26 protein-coding genes are annotated in these 20,138 nt (G+C 64.7%); 3 read left to right on the forward strand and 23 right to left on the reverse strand.

From position 1 onward, the window contains the following. The first annotated feature begins 25 nt into the window (after positions 1 to 25). Positions 26 to 1,552, forward strand: coding sequence for an ATP-dependent DNA helicase (locus KDD17_RS02265; protein ID WP_212705102.1), 1,527 nt, complete (start codon positions 26 to 28; stop codon positions 1,550 to 1,552). Here the strand turns inward: KDD17_RS02265 and KDD17_RS02270 are convergent. The 12 genes from KDD17_RS02270 to KDD17_RS02325 form a co-directional block, all read right to left on the reverse strand. Further along, positions 1,549 to 2,310: a TIGR02186 family protein gene (locus KDD17_RS02270; protein WP_212705103.1), complete on the reverse strand. Its 762-nt coding sequence runs from the start codon at positions 2,308 to 2,310 to the stop codon at positions 1,549 to 1,551. The two genes, KDD17_RS02265 and KDD17_RS02270, sit on opposite strands and share 4 nt — an antisense overlap. Further along, positions 2,310 to 3,221, reverse strand: a complete 912-nt coding sequence (locus tag KDD17_RS02275) for a sulfite exporter TauE/SafE family protein (RefSeq protein ID WP_212705104.1) — start codon at positions 3,219 to 3,221, stop codon at positions 2,310 to 2,312. Before KDD17_RS02275 ends, KDD17_RS02270 begins: the two co-directional genes overlap by 1 nt. Before the next feature lie 87 nt (positions 3,222 to 3,308). Next, on the reverse strand, positions 3,309 to 4,280 hold the full coding sequence (locus KDD17_RS02280) for an ABC transporter permease (protein WP_212705105.1): 972 nt from the start codon (positions 4,278 to 4,280) through the stop codon (positions 3,309 to 3,311). Positions 4,281 to 4,284: 4 nt separating this feature from the next. Next, positions 4,285 to 5,376 (reverse strand): ABC transporter permease, encoded by a 1,092-nt coding sequence (locus KDD17_RS02285; protein ID WP_212705106.1) that lies wholly within the window; start codon positions 5,374 to 5,376, stop codon positions 4,285 to 4,287. Positions 5,377 to 5,380: 4 nt separating this feature from the next. Further along, entirely contained in the window at positions 5,381 to 6,976 is a 1,596-nt protein-coding gene (locus KDD17_RS02290) for an ABC transporter ATP-binding protein (protein WP_212705107.1), read from the reverse strand. Positions 6,977 to 7,055: 79 nt separating this feature from the next. Then, positions 7,056 to 8,054, reverse strand: coding sequence for a BMP family lipoprotein (locus tag KDD17_RS02295; RefSeq protein WP_212705108.1), 999 nt, complete (start codon positions 8,052 to 8,054; stop codon positions 7,056 to 7,058). A gap of 151 nt (positions 8,055 to 8,205) precedes the next feature. Beyond that, positions 8,206 to 8,619 (reverse strand): GNAT family N-acetyltransferase, encoded by a 414-nt coding sequence (locus KDD17_RS02300; protein ID WP_212705109.1) that lies wholly within the window; start codon positions 8,617 to 8,619, stop codon positions 8,206 to 8,208. Then, positions 8,616 to 9,254: a tRNA (adenosine(37)-N6)-threonylcarbamoyltransferase complex dimerization subunit type 1 TsaB gene (tsaB, locus tag KDD17_RS02305; RefSeq protein ID WP_212705110.1), complete on the reverse strand. Its 639-nt coding sequence runs from the start codon at positions 9,252 to 9,254 to the stop codon at positions 8,616 to 8,618. The genes KDD17_RS02300 and tsaB overlap by 4 nt, the downstream gene beginning before the upstream one ends. Before the next feature lie 15 nt (positions 9,255 to 9,269). Then, the gene (locus KDD17_RS02310) at positions 9,270 to 9,833 is read right to left on the reverse strand and encodes a NifU family protein (protein ID WP_212705111.1); all 564 of its coding nucleotides are present in this window, start codon (positions 9,831 to 9,833) and stop codon (positions 9,270 to 9,272) included. Positions 9,834 to 9,929: 96 nt separating this feature from the next. Next, complete coding sequence (locus tag KDD17_RS02315; RefSeq protein WP_212705112.1) at positions 9,930 to 10,385, reverse strand: universal stress protein; 456 nt, start codon at positions 10,383 to 10,385, stop codon at positions 9,930 to 9,932. A gap of 151 nt (positions 10,386 to 10,536) precedes the next feature. Further along, positions 10,537 to 11,415: a branched-chain amino acid aminotransferase gene (locus KDD17_RS02320; protein ID WP_212705113.1), complete on the reverse strand. Its 879-nt coding sequence runs from the start codon at positions 11,413 to 11,415 to the stop codon at positions 10,537 to 10,539. A 12-nt stretch (positions 11,416 to 11,427) separates the two neighbouring features. Then, a complete protein-coding gene (locus KDD17_RS02325; protein WP_212705114.1) occupies positions 11,428 to 11,658 on the reverse strand; it encodes a DUF8831 family protein in 231 nt (76 codons plus the stop codon). 131 nt (positions 11,659 to 11,789) lie between these two features. On the opposite strand from KDD17_RS02325, the gene KDD17_RS02330 reads away from it, so the two are divergent. Beyond that, on the forward strand, positions 11,790 to 12,500 hold the full coding sequence (locus tag KDD17_RS02330) for a M48 family metallopeptidase (protein ID WP_212705115.1): 711 nt from the start codon (positions 11,790 to 11,792) through the stop codon (positions 12,498 to 12,500). Here KDD17_RS02330 and KDD17_RS02335 read toward each other — a convergent pair. The 9 genes from KDD17_RS02335 to KDD17_RS02375 form a co-directional block, all read right to left on the reverse strand. Continuing rightward, entirely contained in the window at positions 12,497 to 12,778 is a 282-nt protein-coding gene (locus tag KDD17_RS02335; RefSeq protein WP_212705116.1) for a CBU_0592 family membrane protein, read from the reverse strand. The two genes, KDD17_RS02330 and KDD17_RS02335, sit on opposite strands and share 4 nt — an antisense overlap. Positions 12,779 to 12,928: 150 nt before the next feature. Then, complete coding sequence (gene trhA, locus KDD17_RS02340) at positions 12,929 to 13,549, reverse strand: PAQR family membrane homeostasis protein TrhA (protein ID WP_212705117.1); 621 nt, start codon at positions 13,547 to 13,549, stop codon at positions 12,929 to 12,931. Positions 13,550 to 13,597: 48 nt separating this feature from the next. After that, positions 13,598 to 13,972 (reverse strand): thiol-disulfide oxidoreductase DCC family protein, encoded by a 375-nt coding sequence (locus tag KDD17_RS02345; protein ID WP_212705118.1) that lies wholly within the window; start codon positions 13,970 to 13,972, stop codon positions 13,598 to 13,600. A gap of 38 nt (positions 13,973 to 14,010) precedes the next feature. Next, positions 14,011 to 14,355, reverse strand: coding sequence for a hypothetical protein (locus KDD17_RS02350; RefSeq protein WP_212705119.1), 345 nt, complete (start codon positions 14,353 to 14,355; stop codon positions 14,011 to 14,013). Positions 14,356 to 14,448: 93 nt separating this feature from the next. Continuing rightward, positions 14,449 to 14,610 carry a hypothetical protein gene (locus tag KDD17_RS02355; RefSeq protein WP_212705120.1) on the reverse strand — a complete coding sequence of 54 codons (162 nt, stop codon included), beginning with the start codon at positions 14,608 to 14,610 and terminating at the stop codon, positions 14,449 to 14,451. 102 nt (positions 14,611 to 14,712) lie between these two features. Beyond that, complete coding sequence (rimO, locus tag KDD17_RS02360) at positions 14,713 to 16,083, reverse strand: 30S ribosomal protein S12 methylthiotransferase RimO (RefSeq protein ID WP_212705121.1); 1,371 nt, start codon at positions 16,081 to 16,083, stop codon at positions 14,713 to 14,715. Between the two features lie 36 nt (positions 16,084 to 16,119). Next, positions 16,120 to 16,593 (reverse strand): rhodanese-like domain-containing protein, encoded by a 474-nt coding sequence (locus tag KDD17_RS02365; protein ID WP_212705122.1) that lies wholly within the window; start codon positions 16,591 to 16,593, stop codon positions 16,120 to 16,122. A 3-nt stretch (positions 16,594 to 16,596) separates the two neighbouring features. Continuing rightward, positions 16,597 to 17,121: a YHS domain-containing (seleno)protein gene (locus tag KDD17_RS02370; protein ID WP_212705123.1), complete on the reverse strand. Its 525-nt coding sequence runs from the start codon at positions 17,119 to 17,121 to the stop codon at positions 16,597 to 16,599. Positions 17,122 to 17,268: 147 nt separating this feature from the next. Then, on the reverse strand, positions 17,269 to 17,649 hold the full coding sequence (locus KDD17_RS02375) for a hypothetical protein (RefSeq protein ID WP_212705124.1): 381 nt from the start codon (positions 17,647 to 17,649) through the stop codon (positions 17,269 to 17,271). Between the two features lie 236 nt (positions 17,650 to 17,885). Here KDD17_RS02375 and KDD17_RS02380 point away from each other — a divergent pair, with 236 nt between their 5' ends. Then, complete coding sequence (locus KDD17_RS02380) at positions 17,886 to 18,632, forward strand: hypothetical protein (protein WP_212705125.1); 747 nt, start codon at positions 17,886 to 17,888, stop codon at positions 18,630 to 18,632. Here the strand turns inward: KDD17_RS02380 and KDD17_RS02385 are convergent. Both KDD17_RS02385 and KDD17_RS02390 read right to left on the reverse strand, forming a co-directional pair. Next, positions 18,629 to 19,414 carry an SseB family protein gene (locus KDD17_RS02385; protein ID WP_212705126.1) on the reverse strand — a complete coding sequence of 262 codons (786 nt, stop codon included), beginning with the start codon at positions 19,412 to 19,414 and terminating at the stop codon, positions 18,629 to 18,631. The two genes, KDD17_RS02380 and KDD17_RS02385, sit on opposite strands and share 4 nt — an antisense overlap. Further along, positions 19,415 to 19,996, reverse strand: a complete 582-nt coding sequence (locus KDD17_RS02390; RefSeq protein WP_212706116.1) for a uracil-DNA glycosylase family protein — start codon at positions 19,994 to 19,996, stop codon at positions 19,415 to 19,417. It abuts the gene before it with no gap. Positions 19,997 to 20,138 lie beyond the last annotated feature (142 nt).

Raw genomic sequence — 20,138 nt, forward strand, 5'->3', positions numbered from 1 at the left:
GGCACGGCCCGGCTAGGGTCGCGCCATGAGTGATCTGATCTATTCCGATGACCAGGCGAGCGCCCATGACGCCGTGACGCAGATGCTGCGGCAGGCGGGCGTGAACCTGGACGACGCGCTGCTGATGCCGCCGAAATCCAGTACCGAACAGGTGATGGCGGTGACCGGCAAGGCGGGATCGGGCAAGACGCTGCTGCTGGCCGAGCTTTACCGCGCGCTGGAAGTGGCGGGCGTGGAGATCGTGTCGGGCGACTTCGAGAGCCGCAAAAAGAAGGACAAGCGCACGCTGGCGATCCTGGCGCCGACGAACAAGGCGGCGAGCGTGCTGCGCCTGCGCGGGGTGCCCGCGACGACGATCCACCGGATCCTTTATACGCCGGTCTATGATCCCGAATACGAGCGCATCGCCGAATGGCTTGCGGGCAACGGTGAGCGACCCGACATCGAGGGCCTCACGGACATCGCGCTGGACCGGGCGGCGGCGTTTTACGCGGGCAACAAATCCATCCCGGGCGCGCTGGCCGCCGCCGGGCTGCGCGGGAGTGATTTCATCACCGGCTGGAAGCGCCGGGAGGAGCCGCTCGACATCGGGTTTGTCGACGAATCCTCGATGCTGGATGACAAGCAGTTCGAGGATCTCAAGGAGATCTTTCCCACGCTGCTGCTGTTTGGCGATCCGGCGCAGCTGGCGCCGGTGGGACAATCGGGCACGATGGTGTTCGAAAAGCTCCCCGAGAATCGGGTGTGCAACCTCAACCGTATTTTCCGGCAGGAGGCAGATAACCCGATCCTCGATCTTGCCCATGCGCTGGCCGATCCCGATCTGACGTTCGAGGCGTTTGAGCGGATGGTGGAAGACGCCAGCAAACGGGATGACCGCGTGGTCTGGGGCCAGCGGGTCGAGGTCGATCTGATGGCGCGCTCGCCGGTTCTGGTTTGGCGCAACGCCACGCGGATCCGGCTGATCAACGCGTTCCGGCGCGTGCACGGTGCGCCCGAGGACGCGCTGCTGGAGGGGGAGCCGCTGATCTGTGACGGGATCGAACTGCCGCTCAAACACCGCAAGAAACGGCTGGATCTGGAGGCGCGCGGCCTCATCAAGGGGGCGCAGGTCATCTATCTGGGCGCGGGGCGCAAGCCTGGCTTTTCGCGCCTGCACGTCATGGGGGCCGAGGATCCGCAGGTGAGTGCGGCAAGCATCGTCAAGATCGAGAAACCCGACGAGGAAGAGCCGTTCATCCCCTTCGCCGCGCGCATGGGGGCCACGTTTTTGCACGGGGCGGCGGTGACGATCCACAAGGCGCAAGGCAGCCAGTGGGATACGGTGCAGGTGTTTGCGCCCGATCTCTACGCCGCCGCGCGCATGGGGCGGTCCGAGGCGGGGCAGCCCTTGTGGAAACGGCTTGCCTATGTGGCGATTACCCGCGCGCAGGAGCGGCTGATCTGGGTGGTGCGCAACCGGCTGTCAAAGCCGAGCCACGGGTTGCAGGTGGATGATCTGAAAAAGGTGCCCGCCGCTGCCCTGACGCTTGACGCGCCGGAAGAAATCTAGCGCCGCAGCAGGGTAAAGATCGCCGAGGCACCCCAGCCCGCCGCGATGGCGATGGCCAGCGACATCAGCCCGTACAGCAGCGACTGCTCGCGGCTCATGGTGAATAGCCACCGCTCCAACCCGACCTTGCGCACGTCGATCACGGTCTCGTACTGCGCGACGACCGACCCGCCGCGCGTGAGGAAGATACGGGTGTCATAGCCACCTTCGGTGAGGGCGGCGGGCAGACGAATCGAGGTGCGGAAAAGGGTCTGCTCCTCGACGGTGACGGCATCCTCGTTGAGCTGGTAGAGATTTGATTTCTTGCGGATGCGGATCAGCGATTGTGTGAACGCGCCCGCGTCCGAGATATTCTGCGGGGCGCCGACGGATCGGATCGCTTGCGGGATCGAGATTTTGTGGCGTTGGTCCTCGACCGCGCGCAACACATCGTCGAGCGGGGCGGAGGTATTGATGGCGTAGAAACTGGGGGCCGCGTCGACCTCTACCGCGTCGGTGTTCACCCAGATGCCAAACCGCTTTTCCTTGCGGCGCACGGTGACGGGCATCGAGGGGCCCGAGACGGCGACAATCACTTGCAGCGGGTCACCTTCGGGGATGGGGGCGTCGCGTTTCACGGCGCCAAAGACTAGGATTTCGGAGCCGTCGAAATTCGTCGTGATCGAGACCTGATTTTTGCTCAGGCCCAGAACGACCTCTTCGGAGGCGAGCGCGGGCAGCGCCAGCAGCGCCCAGAGAAGGAGAACAAGCTCGCGCATCAGTGCCCGCTCGCCCCGATGGAGTAGAGCTCGGCCGGTTGCAGCAACAGCTCAAGCGCCAGCTTGCCACAGACCGCGAGCACCATGATCGCCAGAAGGATGCGCAGTTGTTCGGCCTGCATCTTCACACCGATGCGGGTGCCGATCTGCGCGCCGATCACACCGCCGACCAACAGCAGGACGGCCAGAACGATGTCGACGGTGTAGTTTGTCGTGGCGTGCAGCAGCGTGGTGAAGCCGGTGACAAAGATGATCTGGAAGAGCGACGTGCCCACGACGACCTTGGTCGGCATGCCCAGCAGATAGATCATGGCGGGCACCATGATGAAGCCGCCGCCAACGCCCATGATCGCCGCGAGGATGCCGACGGTGACACCCACGATCAGCGGCGGAATGACCGAGATATAGAGGCCGGACACCCGGAAACGCATCTTGAACGGCAGGCCGTGGATCCAGTTGTGTTTCTTGCGCTTTGGCGCCTTGCCGGAACGGGTGTTGCGGATCGCGCGCAGGCTTTCAAAGAACATCAGCCCGCCGATGACGCCGAGAAACACGACATAGCAAAGTTTGACCAGCAGATCGACCTGGCCCTGCGCCTTGAGATAGTTGAACACCATCACACCCAGCGCCGCGCCGATCAGCCCCCCGATCAGCAGCACCGTGCCCATCCTCAGATCCACCGTCTTGCGTTTGAGGTGGGCCAGCACGCCGGAGAAGGACGAGGCGACGATCTGGTTGGCCTCTGTGGCGACGGCCACGGCGGGCGGGATGCCGATAAAGAACAAAAGCGGCGTCATCAGAAACCCGCCGCCCACGCCAAACATGCCCGACAGGATGCCCACGATCCCGCCCAGCCCCAGCAGCAGGAACGCGTTGACCGATACTTCGGCGATGGGCAGGTAGATTTGCATGATCCCTCCTAGGCTGGGGTGGGTGCAAAATCAATGTTTCTTGCGGCGCGTCGCGGGGGAGGACTTAACGCTCGCGCTAATCTGGACTTATCGTTCCTTGACGTAGGGTTCACCGCCCGCGCGGGGCGGGATCGCCTTGCCCACGAAACCGGCGAGGATGATGACGGTCATCACGTAGGGCAGGGCCGACAGCAGCTGGCCCTGCACGCGCATGCCGGTGATGGTCTGGATCACGTCGGGGCGGGTTTCCAACGCGCCGAAGAGGCCGAACAGCAGGGTCGCATAAAGCGCGTGCCACGGCCGCCATTTGGCAAAGATCAACGCGGCCAGCGCGATGAAGCCGCGCCCGGCGGCCATATCCTTGACAAAGCCCGCCTGCAGCGCGGTCGACAGATACGCCCCCGCGATGCCACACAGAACGCCGCAGATCGCCACGGCGGCAAAGCGCAGCCCCACGACCGAGACGCCGGCGGTATCCACGGCGGCGGGGTTTTCGCCCACCGCGCGCAGGCGCAGGCCAAAGCGGGTGCGAAATAACAGCCACCACGTCAGCGGCACGGCGGCAAAGGCAAGATAGACAAGGATCGAGTGCCCGGAAATCAGCTCATAGTAGAGCGGACCGAGGATCGGCACGTCCTGCATGGCTTCGGCAAAGGGCAGGGTGACGGGTTCAAACCGGCCATTGCCGATGAGCGAGGGCGTGCGCCCGCCCTGTTTGAACCACGCCTGCGCGATCAGCACGGTCATGCCCGCCGCCAGAAAATTGATCGCGACGCCGGAGATCAGCTGATTGCCGCGAAAGGTGATCGAGGCCACGCCGTGCACCGCGCTCAGGACAAGCGAGGCGCCGATGCCGGCCATCAGGCCGATCCAGACGTTCCCGGTAATCGCGGCAATCGCGGCGGAGAAGAACGCGGCGGCGAGCATCTTGCCCTCCAGCCCGATGTCGAAAATGCCCGCGCGTTCGGAATAGAGCCCCGCAAGGCAGGCCAGCAGCAGCGGCGTGGCCAGGCGCACGGTGGAATCCAGCAGCTGGATCAGGGTGAGATACATGTCCATCGGCTCAGCCCTCCTTGCGCATCATCAGGAACAGCCGCTCCAGCGGCATGCGCACCATATTGTCGAGCGCGCCGGTGAACAGGATCACCAGCGCCTGGATGACGACGATCAGCTCGCGCGGGATCGACGTCCACAGCGCAAGTTCGGCCCCGCCCTGGTAGAGAAAGCCAAAGAGGATCGCGGCGATGAACACGCCGAAGGGGTGCGAGCGGCCCATGAGCGCAACGGCGATGCCGATGAACCCCGCGCCCTCGACCGAGTTGAGGACGAGCCGTTCGGCCTCCCCCATGACGTTGTTGGTGGCCATCATACCGGCCAGCGCCCCGGAGATGAGCAGCGTAATCATGATGATGCGCGTGGGCGCGATGCCTGCGTATTGCGCGGCGGGCTCTGACTGGCCAAAGGCGCGGATTTCAAACCCCAGCTTGGTGCGCCAGATCAGGAACCACAGAAAGACACAGGCGGCGACGGCGAGCAGCAGCGAGATATTCGCCGGTGCCGCCTTCGAAAATGCGATGCCGAAGGGGGCGAGCATGTCGTGCAGCGTTGGCAGGTGCACGGCCTCGGGAAAGCGCGCGGTGGCCGGATCCATCTGCCCCGCCGGGCGCAGCACGCTGACCAGCACGTAGTTCAGCAAGGCCGCCGCGATGAAATTGAACATGATCGTGGTGATGACGATGTGGCTGCCGCGTTTGGCCTGAAGATAGGCGGGGATCGCGGCCCAGGCGGCGCCGAACACCGCCCCGCCAATCGCCGCGCCGAGGATCGCCAGCGTCCAATGCGGCCAGGGGATATAGAGACACACAAGCGCCACGCCCAGACCGCCAAGTGCTGCCTGACCCTCGCCGCCGATGTTGAACAGCCGCGCCTGAAAGGCGATGGCGACGGCCAGCCCGGTGAACATGAAGTTCGTGGCGTAGTACAGCGTATACCCCCAGCCATAGGTGGAGCCGAGCGCGCCGGTGATCATCAGGTTCACCGCCTCGATGGGGTCCTCCCCAATGGCGAGGATCACCAGCGCCGACAGCACGGCCGCCAGCAGCAGCGAGATCAGCGGCACGAGGACCACTTCGGCCCATTTTGGCATCACGTCCATGGCGCTAGACCCCTTTGTCGGCTGTGCCCGCGTGGGCGAGGTTGGCTTCGATCTCTTCGACCGGGGGCGGCTGGTCGGTGTCGGTGATCCCGGCCATCAAGAGGCCCAGTTCCCGCTCGTCCGTCTCGGACGGCAGGCGTTCGCCCATCACGTGCCCGTCGAACATCACCGCGATGCGGTCGCTCAGCGCCATGATCTCATCAAGCTCGACCGACACCAGCAGCACCGCCTTGCCCTTGTCGCGCAGGGCGATCACTTGTTGGTGGATGAATTCAATCGCGCCGATGTCGACGCCGCGGGTGGGCTGGCCGATCAGCAGCAGTTCGGGGTCGCGCTCGATCTCCCGCGCGAGCACGATTTTCTGCTGGTTGCCGCCCGAGAAATTCTTTGCCGCAAGCTTGGGGTCAGGCGGGCGGACGTCGAAACGCTCCATCTTGGCGGCGGTATCCTCGCGGATGGCGGCGTTGTTCATCAGCGCGCCAGATTGGTAGGCGGCATCGTGATGATAGCCAAACGCCACGTTCTCCCACGCGGCAAAATCCATGATCAGCCCCTCGCGCTGGCGGTCTTCGGGCACATGGGCGATGCCGCGCGCGCGGCGCGAGCGCCCGTCCGACAGCTTGCCCGTCAAATCCAGCGGTTGGCCGTTCACGGTGATCGTGCCGGTGCCGTCGGCGTAGCCGCCCAGTACCTCAAGCAGTTCGGACTGCCCGTTGCCGGCCACGCCCGCGATGCCCAGCACCTCGCCCGCGCGGACCTGAAGGTCGATGCCCTTGAGCCGCTCAACCCCCTTGTCGTCGCGCACGCGCAGGTTCTTGACGTCAAGGATCACGTCGCCGGGGGTGGCGGGCGTTTTATCCACACGGAGCAAGACCTTGCGGCCCACCATGAGCTCTGCCAGCTCGGCGGGCGAAGTCTCAGAGGTCTTGACCGTCGCGGTCATCTCGCCCCGGCGCATCACGCTGACGGTGTCGGTCGTGTCCATGATCTCGCGCAGCTTGTGGGTGATGAGGATGATCGTTTTACCCTCTTCGCGCAGGCGGCCCAAAATGCGGAAAAGCTGGTCGGCCTCTGCCGGGGTCAACACGCCCGTCGGCTCATCGAGGATCAGAATATCGGCCTGGCGGTACAGCGCCTTGAGGATTTCGACCCGCTGCTGCATGCCCACGCCGATATCCTGAATAAGCGCATCGGGCTCGACGTTGAGGCCGTAATCCTCGGCCAGCTGCACCAGCTCGCGCCGCGCCTTGGTGATCGAAGGGGTCAGCAGGCGTCCGTCCTCGGCGCCCAGAATGATGTTTTCCAGCACGGTGAAATTCTCGACCAGCTTGAAATGCTGGAACACCATGCCGATGCCCGCCGCGATGGCGGCCTGGCTGTCGGGGATCTGTGTCTTTTGACCCTTGATGAAAATCTCGCCCCGGTCGGCTTTGTAAAAGCCGTAGAGGATGCTCATGAGCGTGGATTTGCCCGCGCCGTTTTCGCCGATGATGCCGTGGATGGTGCCGGGCATCACGCGGATCGAGATATCCTTGTTGGCCTGCACGGGGCCGAAGGCCTTTGAAATGCCTTTGAGTTCGATCGCGGGGGCGGTGCTCATCGCGCGGTATCCTGTCGGGAAAGAAGAAAGAGGGCCGCGCCGTGTGTGGCGCGACCCCCCGTTGGTGCGAAGCCTGCGCTTAGAAGTCCAGCGCGGGGCAGCTTTCGTTTTCGTAGTAGGAGGCGACGGTGATTTCGCCATCGATGATCTGCTGACGCGCGGCGTCAACGCTGGCTTTCATCTCTTCGGTGATGAGCGAGGCGTTGTTATCATCCAGCGCATAGCCCACGCCTTCCTCGGCCAGTCCCAGCGTGAACACGCCGGTCTCGACATCGGTGCCCGCGACAAGTGCGTCATAGACGGCCACGTCCACACGTTTCAGCATCGACGTCAGAACCTTGCCGGGGTGCAGGTAGTTCTGGTTGCTGTCCACGCCGATCGACAGGATGTCCTGATCGGCGGCGGTTTGCAGCACGCCCACACCGGTGCCGCCTGCCGCGGCATAGACCACGTCGGCGCCCTGGCTGATCTGCGCTGTTGTCAGCTCGGAGCCTTTCACCGGATCATTCCACGCGGCGGGGGTGGTGCCTGTCATGTTGGCGATGACTTCCGCGTCGGGGTTCGCCGCCTTGACGCCCTGCGCGTAGCCGCAGCCAAAGTGGCGGATCAGCGGGATGTCCATGCCGCCGATAAAGCCGACGGTGCCGGATTCGGAGGCCATGCCGGCCAGCATGCCCACAAGGTACGAGCCCTCATGCTCGGCAAAGCCGATCTGGCGCACGTTCGGCGCGTCGAGCCATGTCACGTCGATGGCCACGAACTTCGTGTCCGGGTAGTCGGGTGCCACGCTCGACAGCGGATCTGCCATGGCGAAACCCATGGTGATGATCGGGTTGGCGCCCGCTTCGGCAAAGCGGCGCAGGGCCTGTTCGCGCTGCGCTTCGGACTGAAGCTCGATCTCGCGGTATTCGCCGCCGGTCTCTTCGGCCCAACGCTGCGCGCCGTTGTGGGCCGCCTCGTTGAAGGATTTGTCGAATTTGCCGCCGAGGTCAAAGATCAAGGCAGGTTCGGCCAGTGCGGCACCGGCGCTGAGCGCGGTGGCGGCAACGGCGCCGAGGAATTTTGTCATGAGGGTCATCAAGGGTCTCCCAGGGTTTGGTGTTGGGGTGCCGACCTTTTGGCAGCCGCACCCGTGGCGCGCGGGTGTCCGCAACGCTTGGCGTAAATTTGCGGCGGGTAAGGGGGTGGGGTCAACCGGATTCTGGTGTCGGGCCGGGCGGGAAGGGGGGCTAACCCAAGGTCATTGCCCGTGACATGAGCACCGCATCGACCGCCGGCCCGTCGCGCCGGGCGTAATAGCCGCGCCGCAGGCCGGTTTGCGCGAATCCCAGCGCGGTATAGAGCGCGCGCGCCGGGATATTGTCGGCGGCTACCTCCAGAAACGCGCGGTCACCGGGGGAGAGGCTGGCGAGCCAATCTGTCAGCAGCCCGCACGCGCGCCCCCGGCGGCGGGCGGCAGGAGCGGTGGCGAGGGTCAAAAGCTCGGATTCACCGGCCACCGTGCGGGTCAGCGCAAAAGCGTCCGCCGCGCTCCAGAGCCGGGTCAACGGATGGGCGCGCGTGTCGGCAATGGCCCGCTCCGACCAGGCCTCCGCAGGGGGGAAGGCCGCGGCGTGAATCCGGGCCAGCTCTGCCGCGGTCACGGAATGATCCGGGGCGGTGCGTCGCGCGCCGGAGCAGCATCCGCTGCGCGCAGGTAGAGGGGGGCGGGCGGCGCAGGCGCGTCCTGCCAGCGTGCGGCGGCCAGCCGAGCGACACCGACGGCGGGGCTGACTGCCGGTGTTGCCGCACGCGCGCCCAGCTTTGCGGCAATTTCCACTGCCTGATCGCCGATGCAGGTCAGATCGGGGTGCGCCCAGCCGTCCAGCGCGTCCAGTGCCACACGTGCGGGGCCGCGCCCGGCGTCGGCGGCAAAGCGTTGCAGATAGACAGCGCCACGCCCCGCCGAAAGGCTGACAAGCGCCGGGCGCTGCGCGTCGAGGGAAAGCGCGTCCATCAGCGGAATACCGACGGCGGGAATACCCAGGCCAAGGGCCAGCCCCCGCGCGGCCGCGACGGAGATGCGGATGCCGGTGAAATTTCCTGGCCCGGTGCCGACGCCGATGGCCTGAAGCTGCTCCGGCGGGACACCGGCCTCCGCCAGCACCTCGGAGATCATGGGCATCAGACGCTCTGCCTGACCGCGTGCGAGATCTTCGTGCGCGGCGCCGATGACATCGCCCTCATGCCATAGGGCGACTCCGCAGTATGGGCCCGAGGTGCTGAGACCGAGGATCATGTCCCGTTTGCGTGCTTACTGTGCGACGGGGCGGACTTCGGTCACTTCGGGGATGTAGTGGCGCAGCAGGTTCTCGATGCCCATCTTGAGCGTCAGCGTCGACGAGGGGCAGCCCGCGCAGGCGCCCTGCATGTGCAGATAGACCACGCCGCGGTCGAATCCGTGGAACGTGATGTCGCCCCCGTCCTGCGCCACGGCGGGGCGCACGCGGCTGTCGAGCAATTCCTTGATTTGGCCCACGACCTCGGCATCCTCGCCGCTATGCTCGGCGTGGCCGGAGGCGGCGGTGTGGCCTTCGTCCATCACGGGCTGGCCGGACTGGAAATGCTCCATGATCGCCCCCAGAAGGCTGGGCTTGAGGTGGTCCCACTCGGTCGCATCCTCTTTGGTCACGGTGACAAAATCGGTGCCGAAAAAGACGCCCGTGACGCCCTCAACCGCAAAGATCCGTTGTGCCAGCGGTGATTTGCCCGCGGCCTCGGCGGTCGGGAAATCCGCGGTGCCCATGTCGAGCACGGTCTGGCCCGGCAGGAATTTCAGCGTGGCGGGGTTCGGCGTGGATTCGGTCTGGATAAACATGGGGCGGAGCCTTTCGATGCGGGGTGATCCTGATATGCGGATCCGGCGCGCCGGTGTCAAGGTTTCTGGAATGGTTCTAAGTTGCGGGGCGGCGGATCAGGTGATCGCTTCGAGCCGTTCCTTGCTCATGTCGCCGGGCACGATGGTGATGGGCACGGGCAGGGTGCCGGAGCTGCGCGTGAGCTGGGTGACAAGCGGGCCGGGGCCCTTGCCATCGGTGCCCGCACCCAACACCAGCACGCCAATCTCGCCGTCCTCGGCGATCTGGGCGATGATTTCGGTGACCGGCTGGCCCTCGCGGATGACAAGCTCCGGGTCGATGCCCTGCCGGTCGCGCATCCACTTGGCGTAGACCTCGAAATGGACCTCGATCCGCTCGCGGGCCTCGGCGCGCATGATGTCGCTGACACCGATCCAGTGATTGAATTCTTCGGGCGGGATGACCGACAGCACTTCGACCCCGCCGCCGGTCTTGGACGCGCGCATGGCGGCAAAGCGCATGGCGTTGAGACATTCGCGGCTGTCATCGAGCACGACAAGAAACTTGCGCATTGTGATTTCCCCCTTGGTGCGCCGATCATGGCGCGGCGGCGGGCTGCATGCAATTGGCTTTTGATAGGTCCAGTTCGCAGCGGCGGGTATCGGAATTTTTCAAAAATTCCGGTCCGAATTTTTTGGAAAAATTCGGGCCCCGGCAGAGAGGTCACGCACCGTCCGACGCGGCCCAGTCCCAATACATCTCGCGCACGCGCTGTGTCACCGGATTGCCGTTGCCGCCAACCTCATAGGTCGTGTCATCAAAGGCGCGGATGGGGGTGACCTTCATCATGTTGCCCGACAGGAAAACCTCGTCGGCGGCATGAAAATCGTCAAAACTCAGCACCCGTTCGTGTACCTTCATCCCGTCGGCGCGCATGTTGGACATGTGGCGCGCGCGGGTGATCCCGGCAAGAAACGTTCCGTTCGGGATGGGGGTGAATACCTCGCCGTCGCGTACCATGAACACATTTGCCGTCGCCGTCTCCGCCACATTGCCCATGGCATCGGCCACCAGCGCGTTGCCAAACCCCTTTTGCCGCGCCTCCGCCAGCATCCGCGCATTGTTGGGATAAAGGCACCCCGCCTTGGCGTTGACCACATTGTCCTCCAGCACCGGTCGGCGGAACCGCGTGCGGGTGAGGGTGCTGGACGCCTCGGGCGGGGCCATCGGGATCTCTTCGAGCGAGACGCAGAACCCTGTCGCCCCGGCGCGTGGCACGATGCCCAACTCGTCGCCCTCCAGCGCCCAGTACATCGGGCGGATATAGACCGCCTGCGTATCGGCGTAGCGCGCCAGCCCTTCGCGGATGATCGCAACCATCTGCGCGGTCTCGACGCTGGGCGTGATCATCAACGCCTCTGCCGAGCGGTTGATCCGCGCGCAATGCGCCTCCAGATCCGGGGCGAGCCCACCAAAGAGCCGCGCGCCGTCGAACACGGTCGTGCCCAGCCACGCGCCGTGATCGGCGGCCTTGATGACGCTGATGTCACCACTGTGCCAGGTCCCTTCGAAATAGGTGGCGATATTGGTGCCGGTGGCCATGGCAGGCTCCTTTCAGGGGGCGGAGTGGTAGATGCCTTCGGGCAGGTTCAGTGCCGCGGTCAGATCGCGCAGCTGCGTCGGCGACAGGGTGATTTTGGACACGCGGTCGGTCTTGGGATCCCACTGCTCGATCGTGATCTCGCTGTCAAAGGCGTTGAGCGTCACGTCCTCGCGCAAGGGGCTTTCGCCCTCATCGACAAGGGTGATCACGGTGGCGTCAAATTCATGCTCGATTGTAAACATGCGGCAAGAGTATCCGAACCCTGCGGCGGCGCAAGACCGCCTCTGTCGCGGATGTGAGCATAAAGCCGCTTTCCTGCGTCGCCGGGCGTGCTAGACTTCTGTCCGTGTCCGAAGTGGAAGGAAACCTATCGATGATTGCCCGTGTTCTGAGTGCCTTGGGTCTTGTTGCTGTTGTGGCGGCTTGTGAACCCGTGCCGGGGGGCGGCACCGCGTCGACGCCGACCGCAACACCGGCGGCGACACCGCAGACCGCACGCGGGGCTGCGCGCAGCTTTGCGCGGGTCGTGCAGACGGTTGAGCCTGTGGCAGAACGCGAGTGCCGTGCGCGCACCCAAAACGTCAATTGCGATTTCAACATCGTCGTTGATGACCGTCCCGGACAGCCTGCCAATGCCTACCAGACACTCGACCGGCAGGGGCGTCCGATCATCGCCTTCACGCTTGGCCTGATCGATGACGCGCGCAACGCGGATGAGTTGGCGTTTGTGCTGGGCCACGAGGCGGCACATCACATCGCGGGCCACATCGGGCGCCAGCAGCAGAACGCGGTTGCGGGGGCGGTGATCTTCGCCGGTCTGGCGACGCTCAGCGGGGGCGATGCCTCTGCGGTGCGCACGGCGCAGCGGCTGGGTGCGCAGGTGGGCGCGCGCAGCTATTCCAAGGAGTTCGAGCTTGAGGCCGACGCGCTGGGCACCATCATCACGTCACGCGCGGGATACAATCCGCTGCGAGGGGCTGAATTCTTTACCCGTATCCCTGATCCTGGCGACAAGTTTTTGGGCACGCATCCGCCCAACCGCGACCGCATCGACATCGTGCGCCGCACGGCTGCTGGTCTTTAGACCGGCAGCCGCCCGGACGCAGGACGGCGCAGGCGGATTACGATCCCCACGCATGAAATCACGATAAAGAAAGTCTGGATCAGCGCGGCGGGCAGGTTGAAATTGCTCGTCAGCCCGATCAGCACTGCACTTGCGGCCGTGAGGTTGATGGTGAAATACGCCGTCGAGCGGCTACACAGGATGTGCAGGGTGAGCAGCGCGTAATTGCCGACGTAAAGGGCGAACCCGAGCAAACCGATTGCGTCGGCCAGGGCCGGGGAAAGAAAATCGAATGTCATTTGTGTATCCACTTGAAAATAGTCTGGGTCGCGGCCGAAAATTGGCCAGAACGGCATCCGATAATCACGTTGTCTGCCGTGGTATCTGCCTATCCCACCCTAGCCTGCGCACCAAGTAGGGTTTTCCGGACCTTTGGGGGCGGGAGAGGCCTAGAGGCTCAGCGCGATTGCCGCGAAAAAGCAGATTGAAGCCACCAGAACAAAACCGTGCCAAATGGCATTCTGGAACCGCATGGATTTGCGTTTGTAGATCAATGTGCCCGCCGAATAGGTCAGGCCGCCGATGACGACAAGACCTAGTGCCTCACCTGGCAGGTTGCGCCACATCGGCCCGATCAGCAGCACCGACAGCCACCCCATTGCGAGATAAAGGGCAAGCGAGCCGCGCGCGTCGGTGCCCCAGCCGCGCAGCTTTGCCACCGCGCCGATGATCGCAAGCGTCCAAACGACGCCAAGGATGCCGTAGGCAAAGCCCGATCCGATCACCGCAACCAGCGGCGTGTAGGTGCCCGCGATCTTGAAATAGATGGTGGCGTGGTCGATCCGGTGAAACAGCGGGCGCGTGCGGTCAACCGGCGACATGTGATAAAGCGCGGAGGCGCCGAAGGCGGCCAGCATGCACATCCCGTAGATCAGCACCGCGCTCACATCCGCCGCACTGCCGGAAGCCTGCCAGATCAGCACGCCCGTTGCGGGCAGAGCAAACAGAAGGCCTGCGGCATGAATGACACCGTCGGCAATCGTCTCGGGGCGGGAATGTGGGTAGGCCATGCGCGAAGCCTATCAAATCTGCGGAAGGAGCAAAGCGCTAACGGCGCGTCACCCGCCGGCAGCTTCGCGGCGCAGGTGCATCCGGTAGAGGATCGGGGCGAGGATGTGGTCATAGACCCGGCACGCGATCCAATGGATGCCCGGCGTGTTCACGACCCGCGCGAGCCAACGGTAGCGCGGGATTTCCTGCCACAGCACCACAAAAGCAGGCACACCGCCGTAGATCTGACCGTTCTTGCGCACGTGCAATCGTTTCGCAGCTGCCTCCGCCGTGACCCCCCAGGCGTCCAGCATCTGCCGGTTGCCCAGATCATCGTACCGGATCGGCAGCGCATCGCGCGCGCTCAGCTTGGCGTAATGATCAACCTCTCTGCTGCAAATCGGACAGCTGGCGTTGTACAGGACTTCGGTTTCATCGCTCATGCAGATGATCTATGCGGTGCGGCGCCGATGAAAACCCCTCAGCGGGGTTTGTTGCTGTCAATCCACCGCGACATGAGCGCGCGGTCGCGAAAACACTCCGGCGGGACCTGCGTGCGCTTGAGCTTTGCGATCCGTTCGGCAAAGCCCACCTGTTTCGAAGATGGATAGGCGTTGAACGCACTCTCGCGCGGCTTGTGCGCGTCGATCCACGCCGAGAGGCGGGCGCGATCCGCCTCGATCCCCTTGGGCAGGGGGCTACCGGTTTTGGCCGCCAGCGCGCGGGCATAGTCGATCTGCTTTTCGCTTGCCGGTTGGGGATGGCTTAGCGGTAGCTCAAGCGCTTGTGGCTCTAGAAGGCCGGGAAAACTGAATTGAACGGACATGACGCCCCTCCGATGTTCCTTGTTGGACAGATATAGAACATTAAGGGAACATTTGCAAGGGCCAAGCGATAGTCACGCTTGCGGACGGCACGATCATCCGGTCCAGATCGCGAGGAGTTGCGCGACGGACTGCTGGGTGAGGTAGGCCAAAAAGCCGATAAGCATTATGGTATAGAGCGCGCCAAGGCCGCGGGCCGTCAGGCTGCGATAGCGGATATGTGCGCGGTCGAGCAGGGCAGAGAGGGGGCGTCGCATCGGGGGCTCCTTGCTGAGGGATGCAAGAGGCATGCGCGCGAAAGGTTAACAACGGCAACAGGCGCCGCGCGGCGATTTCAAGGGTGGCGCAACGCGCGTTTCCTACACCAGCCGCCCCCACAGATCGTATTCACCGGCCTCATCCACCTCGACTTCGACCAGATCACCGACGGAAAGCCGCTCGAACCCTTCGTCGATGAACAGGTTGCCGTCGATTTCGGGCGCGTCTGCCTTGGTGCGGCAGGTGGCGGCCTCCGCGTCGATTTCATCCACCAGCACCTGCATGCGGCTTCCCACCTTGACGGCCAGCTTGGCCTCGGAAATCGCCTGTGCCTTGGCCATGAAGCGGTCCCAGCGGTCCTGTTTGATCTCTTCGGGGACGTGATCGGGCAGCGCGTTTGACCGCGCGCCCTCCACGTTTTCGTACTGAAAGCAGCCGACACGGTCCAGCTGCGCCTCGTCCATCCAGTCGAGCAGGGTCTGGAATTCGGCTTCCGTCTCGCCGGGGTAGCCGACGATGAATGTCGATCGCAGGGTGATATCGGGGCAGACCGCGCGCCACGCGGCGATTTCGTCGAGGGTGCGCGAGGCGGCGGCAGGCCGTGCCATGCGTTTGAGCGTATCGGGGTGTGCGTGCTGGAACGGGATGTCGAGATAGGGCAGCACCAGCCCCTCGGCCATCAGCGGGATCAGCTGGCGCACGTGCGGGTAAGGATAGACGTAGTGCAGGCGCACCCAGGCGCCGAGGCTGCCCAGATCGCGGGCCAGATCGGTGATATGGGCGCGGTGGCCGCGATCCTCGGCGTGCTTGATGTCGACCCCATAGGCGGAAGTATCCTGGCTGATGACCAGCAGCTCTTTGACACCGTTTTCGACAAGTTTTTCCGCCTCGCGCAGCACCGCATGGGCGGGACGGCTTTGCAGCCGTCCGCGCATGTCGGGGATGATGCAGAACTTGCACTTGTGATTGCAGCCTTCCGAGATCTTCAGGTAGCTGAAATGCCGGGGCGTCAGCGAGACACCGGACGCAGGCAGCAGATCAATGAACGGATCGGGATCGGGTGGCACGGCGGCGTGCACCGCGTCGAGCACACGCTCGTACTGATGCGGGCCCGTGACGGCGAGCACCTTTGGATGCGTACCGGTGATGTAGTCGGGCTCTGCACCAAGGCAGCCGGTGACGATCACACGACCGTTCTCGGTCAGCGCCTCACCGATGGCGTCAAGGCTCTCTGCCTTGGCCGAATCAAGAAAGCCGCAGGTGTTCACGATCACCGCATCCGCGCCCGTATAATCGGGCGAGATGGCGTAGCCTTCGGCGCGCAGGCGGGTCAGGATACGCTCGGAATCGACCAGCGCCTTTGGACAGCCAAGGCTGACCATGCCGATGGTGGGTTGGCCGTTGCGGGGCGCGTCGGTGATCCGCGCGCGGGGTGCAAGATCGGGGCGCAGGTCTGGTGGATTTGTGCTCATGCTCTGCGCTATAGGGCAGTGCGGCGGTTTGGGCAATCAGGGCCGCACGACGGGTAACCCGGCGGCGATCCATCCCGGCCCCGCGCCGGAGCCGAGCATCCCCTCGGGCACGTCGATGATGTTGGTAAATCCTGCGGCGGTCAGGCGTTTGCTGAGCCCACGCGAGCGCACGCCGCGCGCGCAGATCAGCGCGATGGGCCTGGTGCCGGCAACCTCTCGCAATGCGGCCACGAAATCTTCGCGGCGCATGTCGAGCGGTACGGCACCCGCGCCGACACCCGTACGCGCCCATTCATCGGGGCGGCGGATGTCGATCAGAGTGATCGCGCCGGATGTGGCGGCGGCGTGGGCGTCCTGAACGCTCAGCGCATCATCTGATACCTCGGCGCCCACGTTAAACCAGCGCGCACCCCCAAACAGCGCCAGTGCTGCGCCGCCAACCAGAATACCCCGCCGTGCAAGGGCACGACGGGGTCTCTGGTCATCGGGGGAGGGGAACCCCGACGTCATGGATCAGCCTTTGGGCGCCGCCGAGGACCACTGGGGAATGGCGCGATCGGAAGCAGGTTGCGGGTCAAGGCTGGGCCAATTGGATGTCGACAGGTTCAGATTGCCGGGAATGTCCTCTTCCCAGAAGCCGACGACGTTTTTCGTGATGTTGAGATAAAGCTTGTCGTCCACAATCCGCCACAGCGTCGGGTTGCCCGGCACCTTGCCACCCTTGGCGACGCCGTAGGCGCAGTGGCCATCGTATTGGGGCGCATATTTGGCGGGATTGGCGAGGAACGCCTCGCGGTTCTCTTCGGACGAGAAGGCGAATGTAGCACCATTATACTCCGCCGTGATCGCCTTGTTGCCCGGAACCGGGGCGGGCTGGGATTGGCCGACGGGGTTCTGGGGCAGCGAGAAATAGGCGACGACATCGTAGCCCGATGCGGCAAAGCCCGTGTCATCGACGTACTGATCGCCGGCAAAGGCGGCACTGGCAAAGCTGATGGCGGTCGCGGTGGCCGCGATGGCGAGGGTAAAGCGGTTCATGGTCTCTCCTGGTCTTGGCGGGGCGGGTCTGTTCCCGCTTGATGAGAACCTATGGGGCGCCGCGATCAAATGCATCTCGCAATGGCGTTACCTCTCGCCCGCGTGAGCGGGCCGTAACAAGGCGCCAGGAAAATCAGGCGCCGCGTGTCATAGGCCAAAGATTTCGCCCATGTTCTCGATGATGGCGGTCAGCAACATCGCACCGACAATCAGAAGGGCCACCCACCACAGAATGTGGCACAGGATTGCGGCCACGCCCAGGCTTGCGCCATAGGTGGCCAGACGCCATCCTTCGCGGCGCACGCCGGAGATCGCGGCCAGAACAAGGGCGATCACGCCGATCATTGCACCGACAAGCGCCATCCCCCCGGACGTGGCGGTTTCCGTCACCGGCGGCGGTGGCGATGGCAGGCCGATCAGGGACCGCCAGGCGTTGCGCCTGATTTCCCCGGCAATCTCACCGATTTGCACGGCAGCGGAAGGGGCGGGCTCTGCCAGCACACCCGATATGTGGACAAGCACAAGCACCAACGCCACGGCGCCCGAAAGAAGCGCCCAAAAGCCCCAGGTAGAGATGAGCGGGGCAGGGGGAGGGTGATTTGTGAATCCTGGGCCATAGAGCGACGTTAACCGATCAGTTTGTCCGAAAGATGGTCAATCGGGGCCAACGGTATGGTTTTTGGCGGTAGTTTATTTTTACCTTTGGCGGCGGACTGTCGGGCGCGCGCTTGTACGGCGGACGCCACCGGCGCATCGTGGGGGCGATGTTGCGCGTTTTGTTTCATATCGGGATTGTTGCGTCGCTGACGGTGCTGACGCAGCTGGGCGGGGTGGCCTGGCTGATTGCGCTACTGTTCCAGCGCAGGGTGCTGGCGTTTGTGCTGGGGTATGCAGCACTGGCGGTGTCGGCGGTGTTTGTCGCACCCCTGTTCGGGCGCGTGGCGCTGAGCTGTCTGGATGAGGGGCCGCTGGAAGTACACAGCTGGATGTATTGCGCGCTGAACCGCACTTACGTGGCGCCCGAGCTGGCGGATGCGTTGCGCGAGGCGGCCGAGGAACTGGCGCGCGCCTATCCCGGCACGCGCACGCAGGTTCTGGACGCGAATTTCCCCTTCTTCGACGGCTTTGCCCTGTTACGACATCTGTCGCACGACGACGGGGAAAAGGCGGATCTGGCATTCTACTACCGCGACGCGGGCGGCTATCTGCCCGGCGCCACCCGCTCGCCCATCGGGTATTTCGCCTTTGAACAGGGGCCAAGCGATTGCCCGCCGGTCTGGCCCACGCTGCGCTGGGACATGGGCGCGGTACAGGGCCTGTGGCGGGATCTGGATCTTGAGCCGGAACGCACGGCGGCGATGCTGCGGATCCTGTCCGACGACCCGCGCATCGGCAAACTCTTTGTCGAGCCGCATCTGGCGGCGTCGCTGGACGTGGCGCATCCCAAGGTGCGGTTTCAGGGGTGCCGTGCGGCGCGGCACGACGACCACATCCATCTGCAGCTGCGCTAGCGCAGATTGGGCGGAGTGTCGGGGTCGCTGCCGGGCATGCGCGGGGTCTTTTGCAGCTGCTCCATCTGCGGCAAATCGAATCGCAGGCCCACGCGCGTCAGCTTTTCGACGGTTGCATCGGTGTGGGTGAAGAAACCGACGTCCAGCGCACCGGCCTCGATCCCGGAAAAGGTCAGCGCCTCGGACGTGGCGCGCACCAGCGCGTCCTGCGCGCGCGGGATCGCGTCGATGAAGGCCAGCAGATGCCCGCGCCCGCCGCCCTCGTAGGTCACGCCGACCAGCCACGCGTTCGCCGCCATGCCAGTGGCGGTGGCCAGCTTGGCGTCGATCGCTTCGATCAGGGATTCGGGCAGGCCCTTGGGCGGGTGCAGGCTTTCGATGCGGGCCTCGACCTCGCCTGCCTGATGGCTCAGCGTTTCGCGCAGCCAGGCGACGGCGGTGTCGGGCAGCAGGATCGACGAGGCCGCCACGCCGAGGTTGAGCGCCAGACCGAACGGCTGCCCCTCAAGCATCGCGGCCACGTTGCGGCCGGACAGCGCCACGTAGGCGCCCGCGTCCCCGGCGTATTCCGCCAGCCGCTGCGCGCGGTCGAACACCAGCAGATATTGCGCGCCGTCGCGCTCCAGCACCTGCGGTTCGATCTGGTCGCCGTCGGGCTCCCGCTCCAGCAGAAGGTACAGCTCGACGTCCGCCATGCGTTCGTAAAAGCGCAGGCGGGCGGTGTCGTCGTCCTCGTCCGCCATCATGGCGGCGTGGGCAAGGTCAAGCGGGGTCTGGGTCATTCACATCACCTGCATCACGGCGGCCTGCAGGCGGGGGATGACCTCAGCCTCGAACCACGGGTTTTTCCTGAGCCACCCTGTATTGCGCCACGAGGGATGCGGCAAGGCAAAGACCCCCGGCGGATGGCCCTCCCAATTGCGCACGGCCTGCGTCACGGTGGTGAAATCGGGCAGATGATAGCGCATCGCGTGGCCCCCGATCAGCACCGTCAGCCGAATGTCGGGCAGCATCGCCAGCGCATCCGCACGCCACGTGCGCCAGCAGACGGGCGGGGGCGGCAGATCGGATCCCTTGGCATCATAGCCCGGAAAGCAGAACGCCATCGGCACGATCGCGACGCGGCTGCGGTCATAGAACGCCGCCTCGTCCAGCCCCAGCCAGCTGCGCAACCGCACACCGGATTGGTCCCAGAAGGGTGTGTTGGCCTTGTGCACCCGCATCCCCGGTGCCTGACTGGCGATCAGCAGGCGCGCGCCGGGCGCGAACCAGACGATCGGATTGGGCCGGTGCGCCGTGGCCGTGGCCGCAAAGCGGTCAGCGCAGAGCGTGCAGGCACGCAGATCGTCACGGATATCCTTCATCCCCGGCCAGATAACGCCTGCATCCGGCTTTCCAAGGGACGGCATATCGCCGCCCTAAAATTCCCCGTCAGGGAAGCATTGTGGATTTGTTTCGCAAACGGACATAATGTGGTCAAGATATCGGGGTAATCACCCGGTGAAC

Source organism: Sulfitobacter albidus (assembly GCF_018200035.1).
Classification (GTDB): domain Bacteria; phylum Pseudomonadota; class Alphaproteobacteria; order Rhodobacterales; family Rhodobacteraceae; genus Sulfitobacter; species Sulfitobacter albidus.

Coding starts and splice junctions, on each gene's coding strand:
- trhA (WP_212705117.1), bottom strand. CDS start 13,549: ATGGCCTACCCACATTCCCGCCCCGAGACGATTGCCGACGGTGTCATT.
- KDD17_RS02355 (WP_212705120.1), bottom strand. CDS start 14,610: ATGCGACGCCCCCTCTCTGCCCTGCTCGACCGCGCACATATCCGCTAT.
- KDD17_RS02280 (WP_212705105.1), bottom strand. CDS start 4,280: ATGGACATGTATCTCACCCTGATCCAGCTGCTGGATTCCACCGTGCGC.
- KDD17_RS02365 (WP_212705122.1), bottom strand. CDS start 16,593: ATGACGTCGGGGTTCCCCTCCCCCGATGACCAGAGACCCCGTCGTGCC.
- KDD17_RS02330 (WP_212705115.1), top strand. CDS start 11,790: ATGATTGCCCGTGTTCTGAGTGCCTTGGGTCTTGTTGCTGTTGTGGCG.
- KDD17_RS02380 (WP_212705125.1), top strand. CDS start 17,886: ATGTTGCGCGTTTTGTTTCATATCGGGATTGTTGCGTCGCTGACGGTG.
- KDD17_RS02295 (WP_212705108.1), bottom strand. CDS start 8,054: ATGACCCTCATGACAAAATTCCTCGGCGCCGTTGCCGCCACCGCGCTC.
- KDD17_RS02270 (WP_212705103.1), bottom strand. CDS start 2,310: ATGCGCGAGCTTGTTCTCCTTCTCTGGGCGCTGCTGGCGCTGCCCGCG.
- KDD17_RS02310 (WP_212705111.1), bottom strand. CDS start 9,833: ATGTTTATCCAGACCGAATCCACGCCGAACCCCGCCACGCTGAAATTC.
- KDD17_RS02290 (WP_212705107.1), bottom strand. CDS start 6,976: ATGAGCACCGCCCCCGCGATCGAACTCAAAGGCATTTCAAAGGCCTTC.
- KDD17_RS02325 (WP_212705114.1), bottom strand. CDS start 11,658: ATGTTTACAATCGAGCATGAATTTGACGCCACCGTGATCACCCTTGTC.
- KDD17_RS02390 (WP_212706116.1), bottom strand. CDS start 19,996: ATGAAGGATATCCGTGACGATCTGCGTGCCTGCACGCTCTGCGCTGAC.
- KDD17_RS02350 (WP_212705119.1), bottom strand. CDS start 14,355: ATGTCCGTTCAATTCAGTTTTCCCGGCCTTCTAGAGCCACAAGCGCTT.
- KDD17_RS02385 (WP_212705126.1), bottom strand. CDS start 19,414: ATGACCCAGACCCCGCTTGACCTTGCCCACGCCGCCATGATGGCGGAC.
- KDD17_RS02320 (WP_212705113.1), bottom strand. CDS start 11,415: ATGGCCACCGGCACCAATATCGCCACCTATTTCGAAGGGACCTGGCAC.
- rimO (WP_212705121.1), bottom strand. CDS start 16,083: ATGAGCACAAATCCACCAGACCTGCGCCCCGATCTTGCACCCCGCGCG.
- KDD17_RS02275 (WP_212705104.1), bottom strand. CDS start 3,221: ATGCAAATCTACCTGCCCATCGCCGAAGTATCGGTCAACGCGTTCCTG.
- KDD17_RS02265 (WP_212705102.1), top strand. CDS start 26: ATGAGTGATCTGATCTATTCCGATGACCAGGCGAGCGCCCATGACGCC.
- KDD17_RS02285 (WP_212705106.1), bottom strand. CDS start 5,376: ATGGACGTGATGCCAAAATGGGCCGAAGTGGTCCTCGTGCCGCTGATC.
- KDD17_RS02335 (WP_212705116.1), bottom strand. CDS start 12,778: ATGACATTCGATTTTCTTTCCCCGGCCCTGGCCGACGCAATCGGTTTG.
- KDD17_RS02370 (WP_212705123.1), bottom strand. CDS start 17,121: ATGAACCGCTTTACCCTCGCCATCGCGGCCACCGCGACCGCCATCAGC.
- KDD17_RS02345 (WP_212705118.1), bottom strand. CDS start 13,972: ATGAGCGATGAAACCGAAGTCCTGTACAACGCCAGCTGTCCGATTTGC.
- KDD17_RS02315 (WP_212705112.1), bottom strand. CDS start 10,385: ATGCGCAAGTTTCTTGTCGTGCTCGATGACAGCCGCGAATGTCTCAAC.
- tsaB (WP_212705110.1), bottom strand. CDS start 9,254: ATGATCCTCGGTCTCAGCACCTCGGGCCCATACTGCGGAGTCGCCCTA.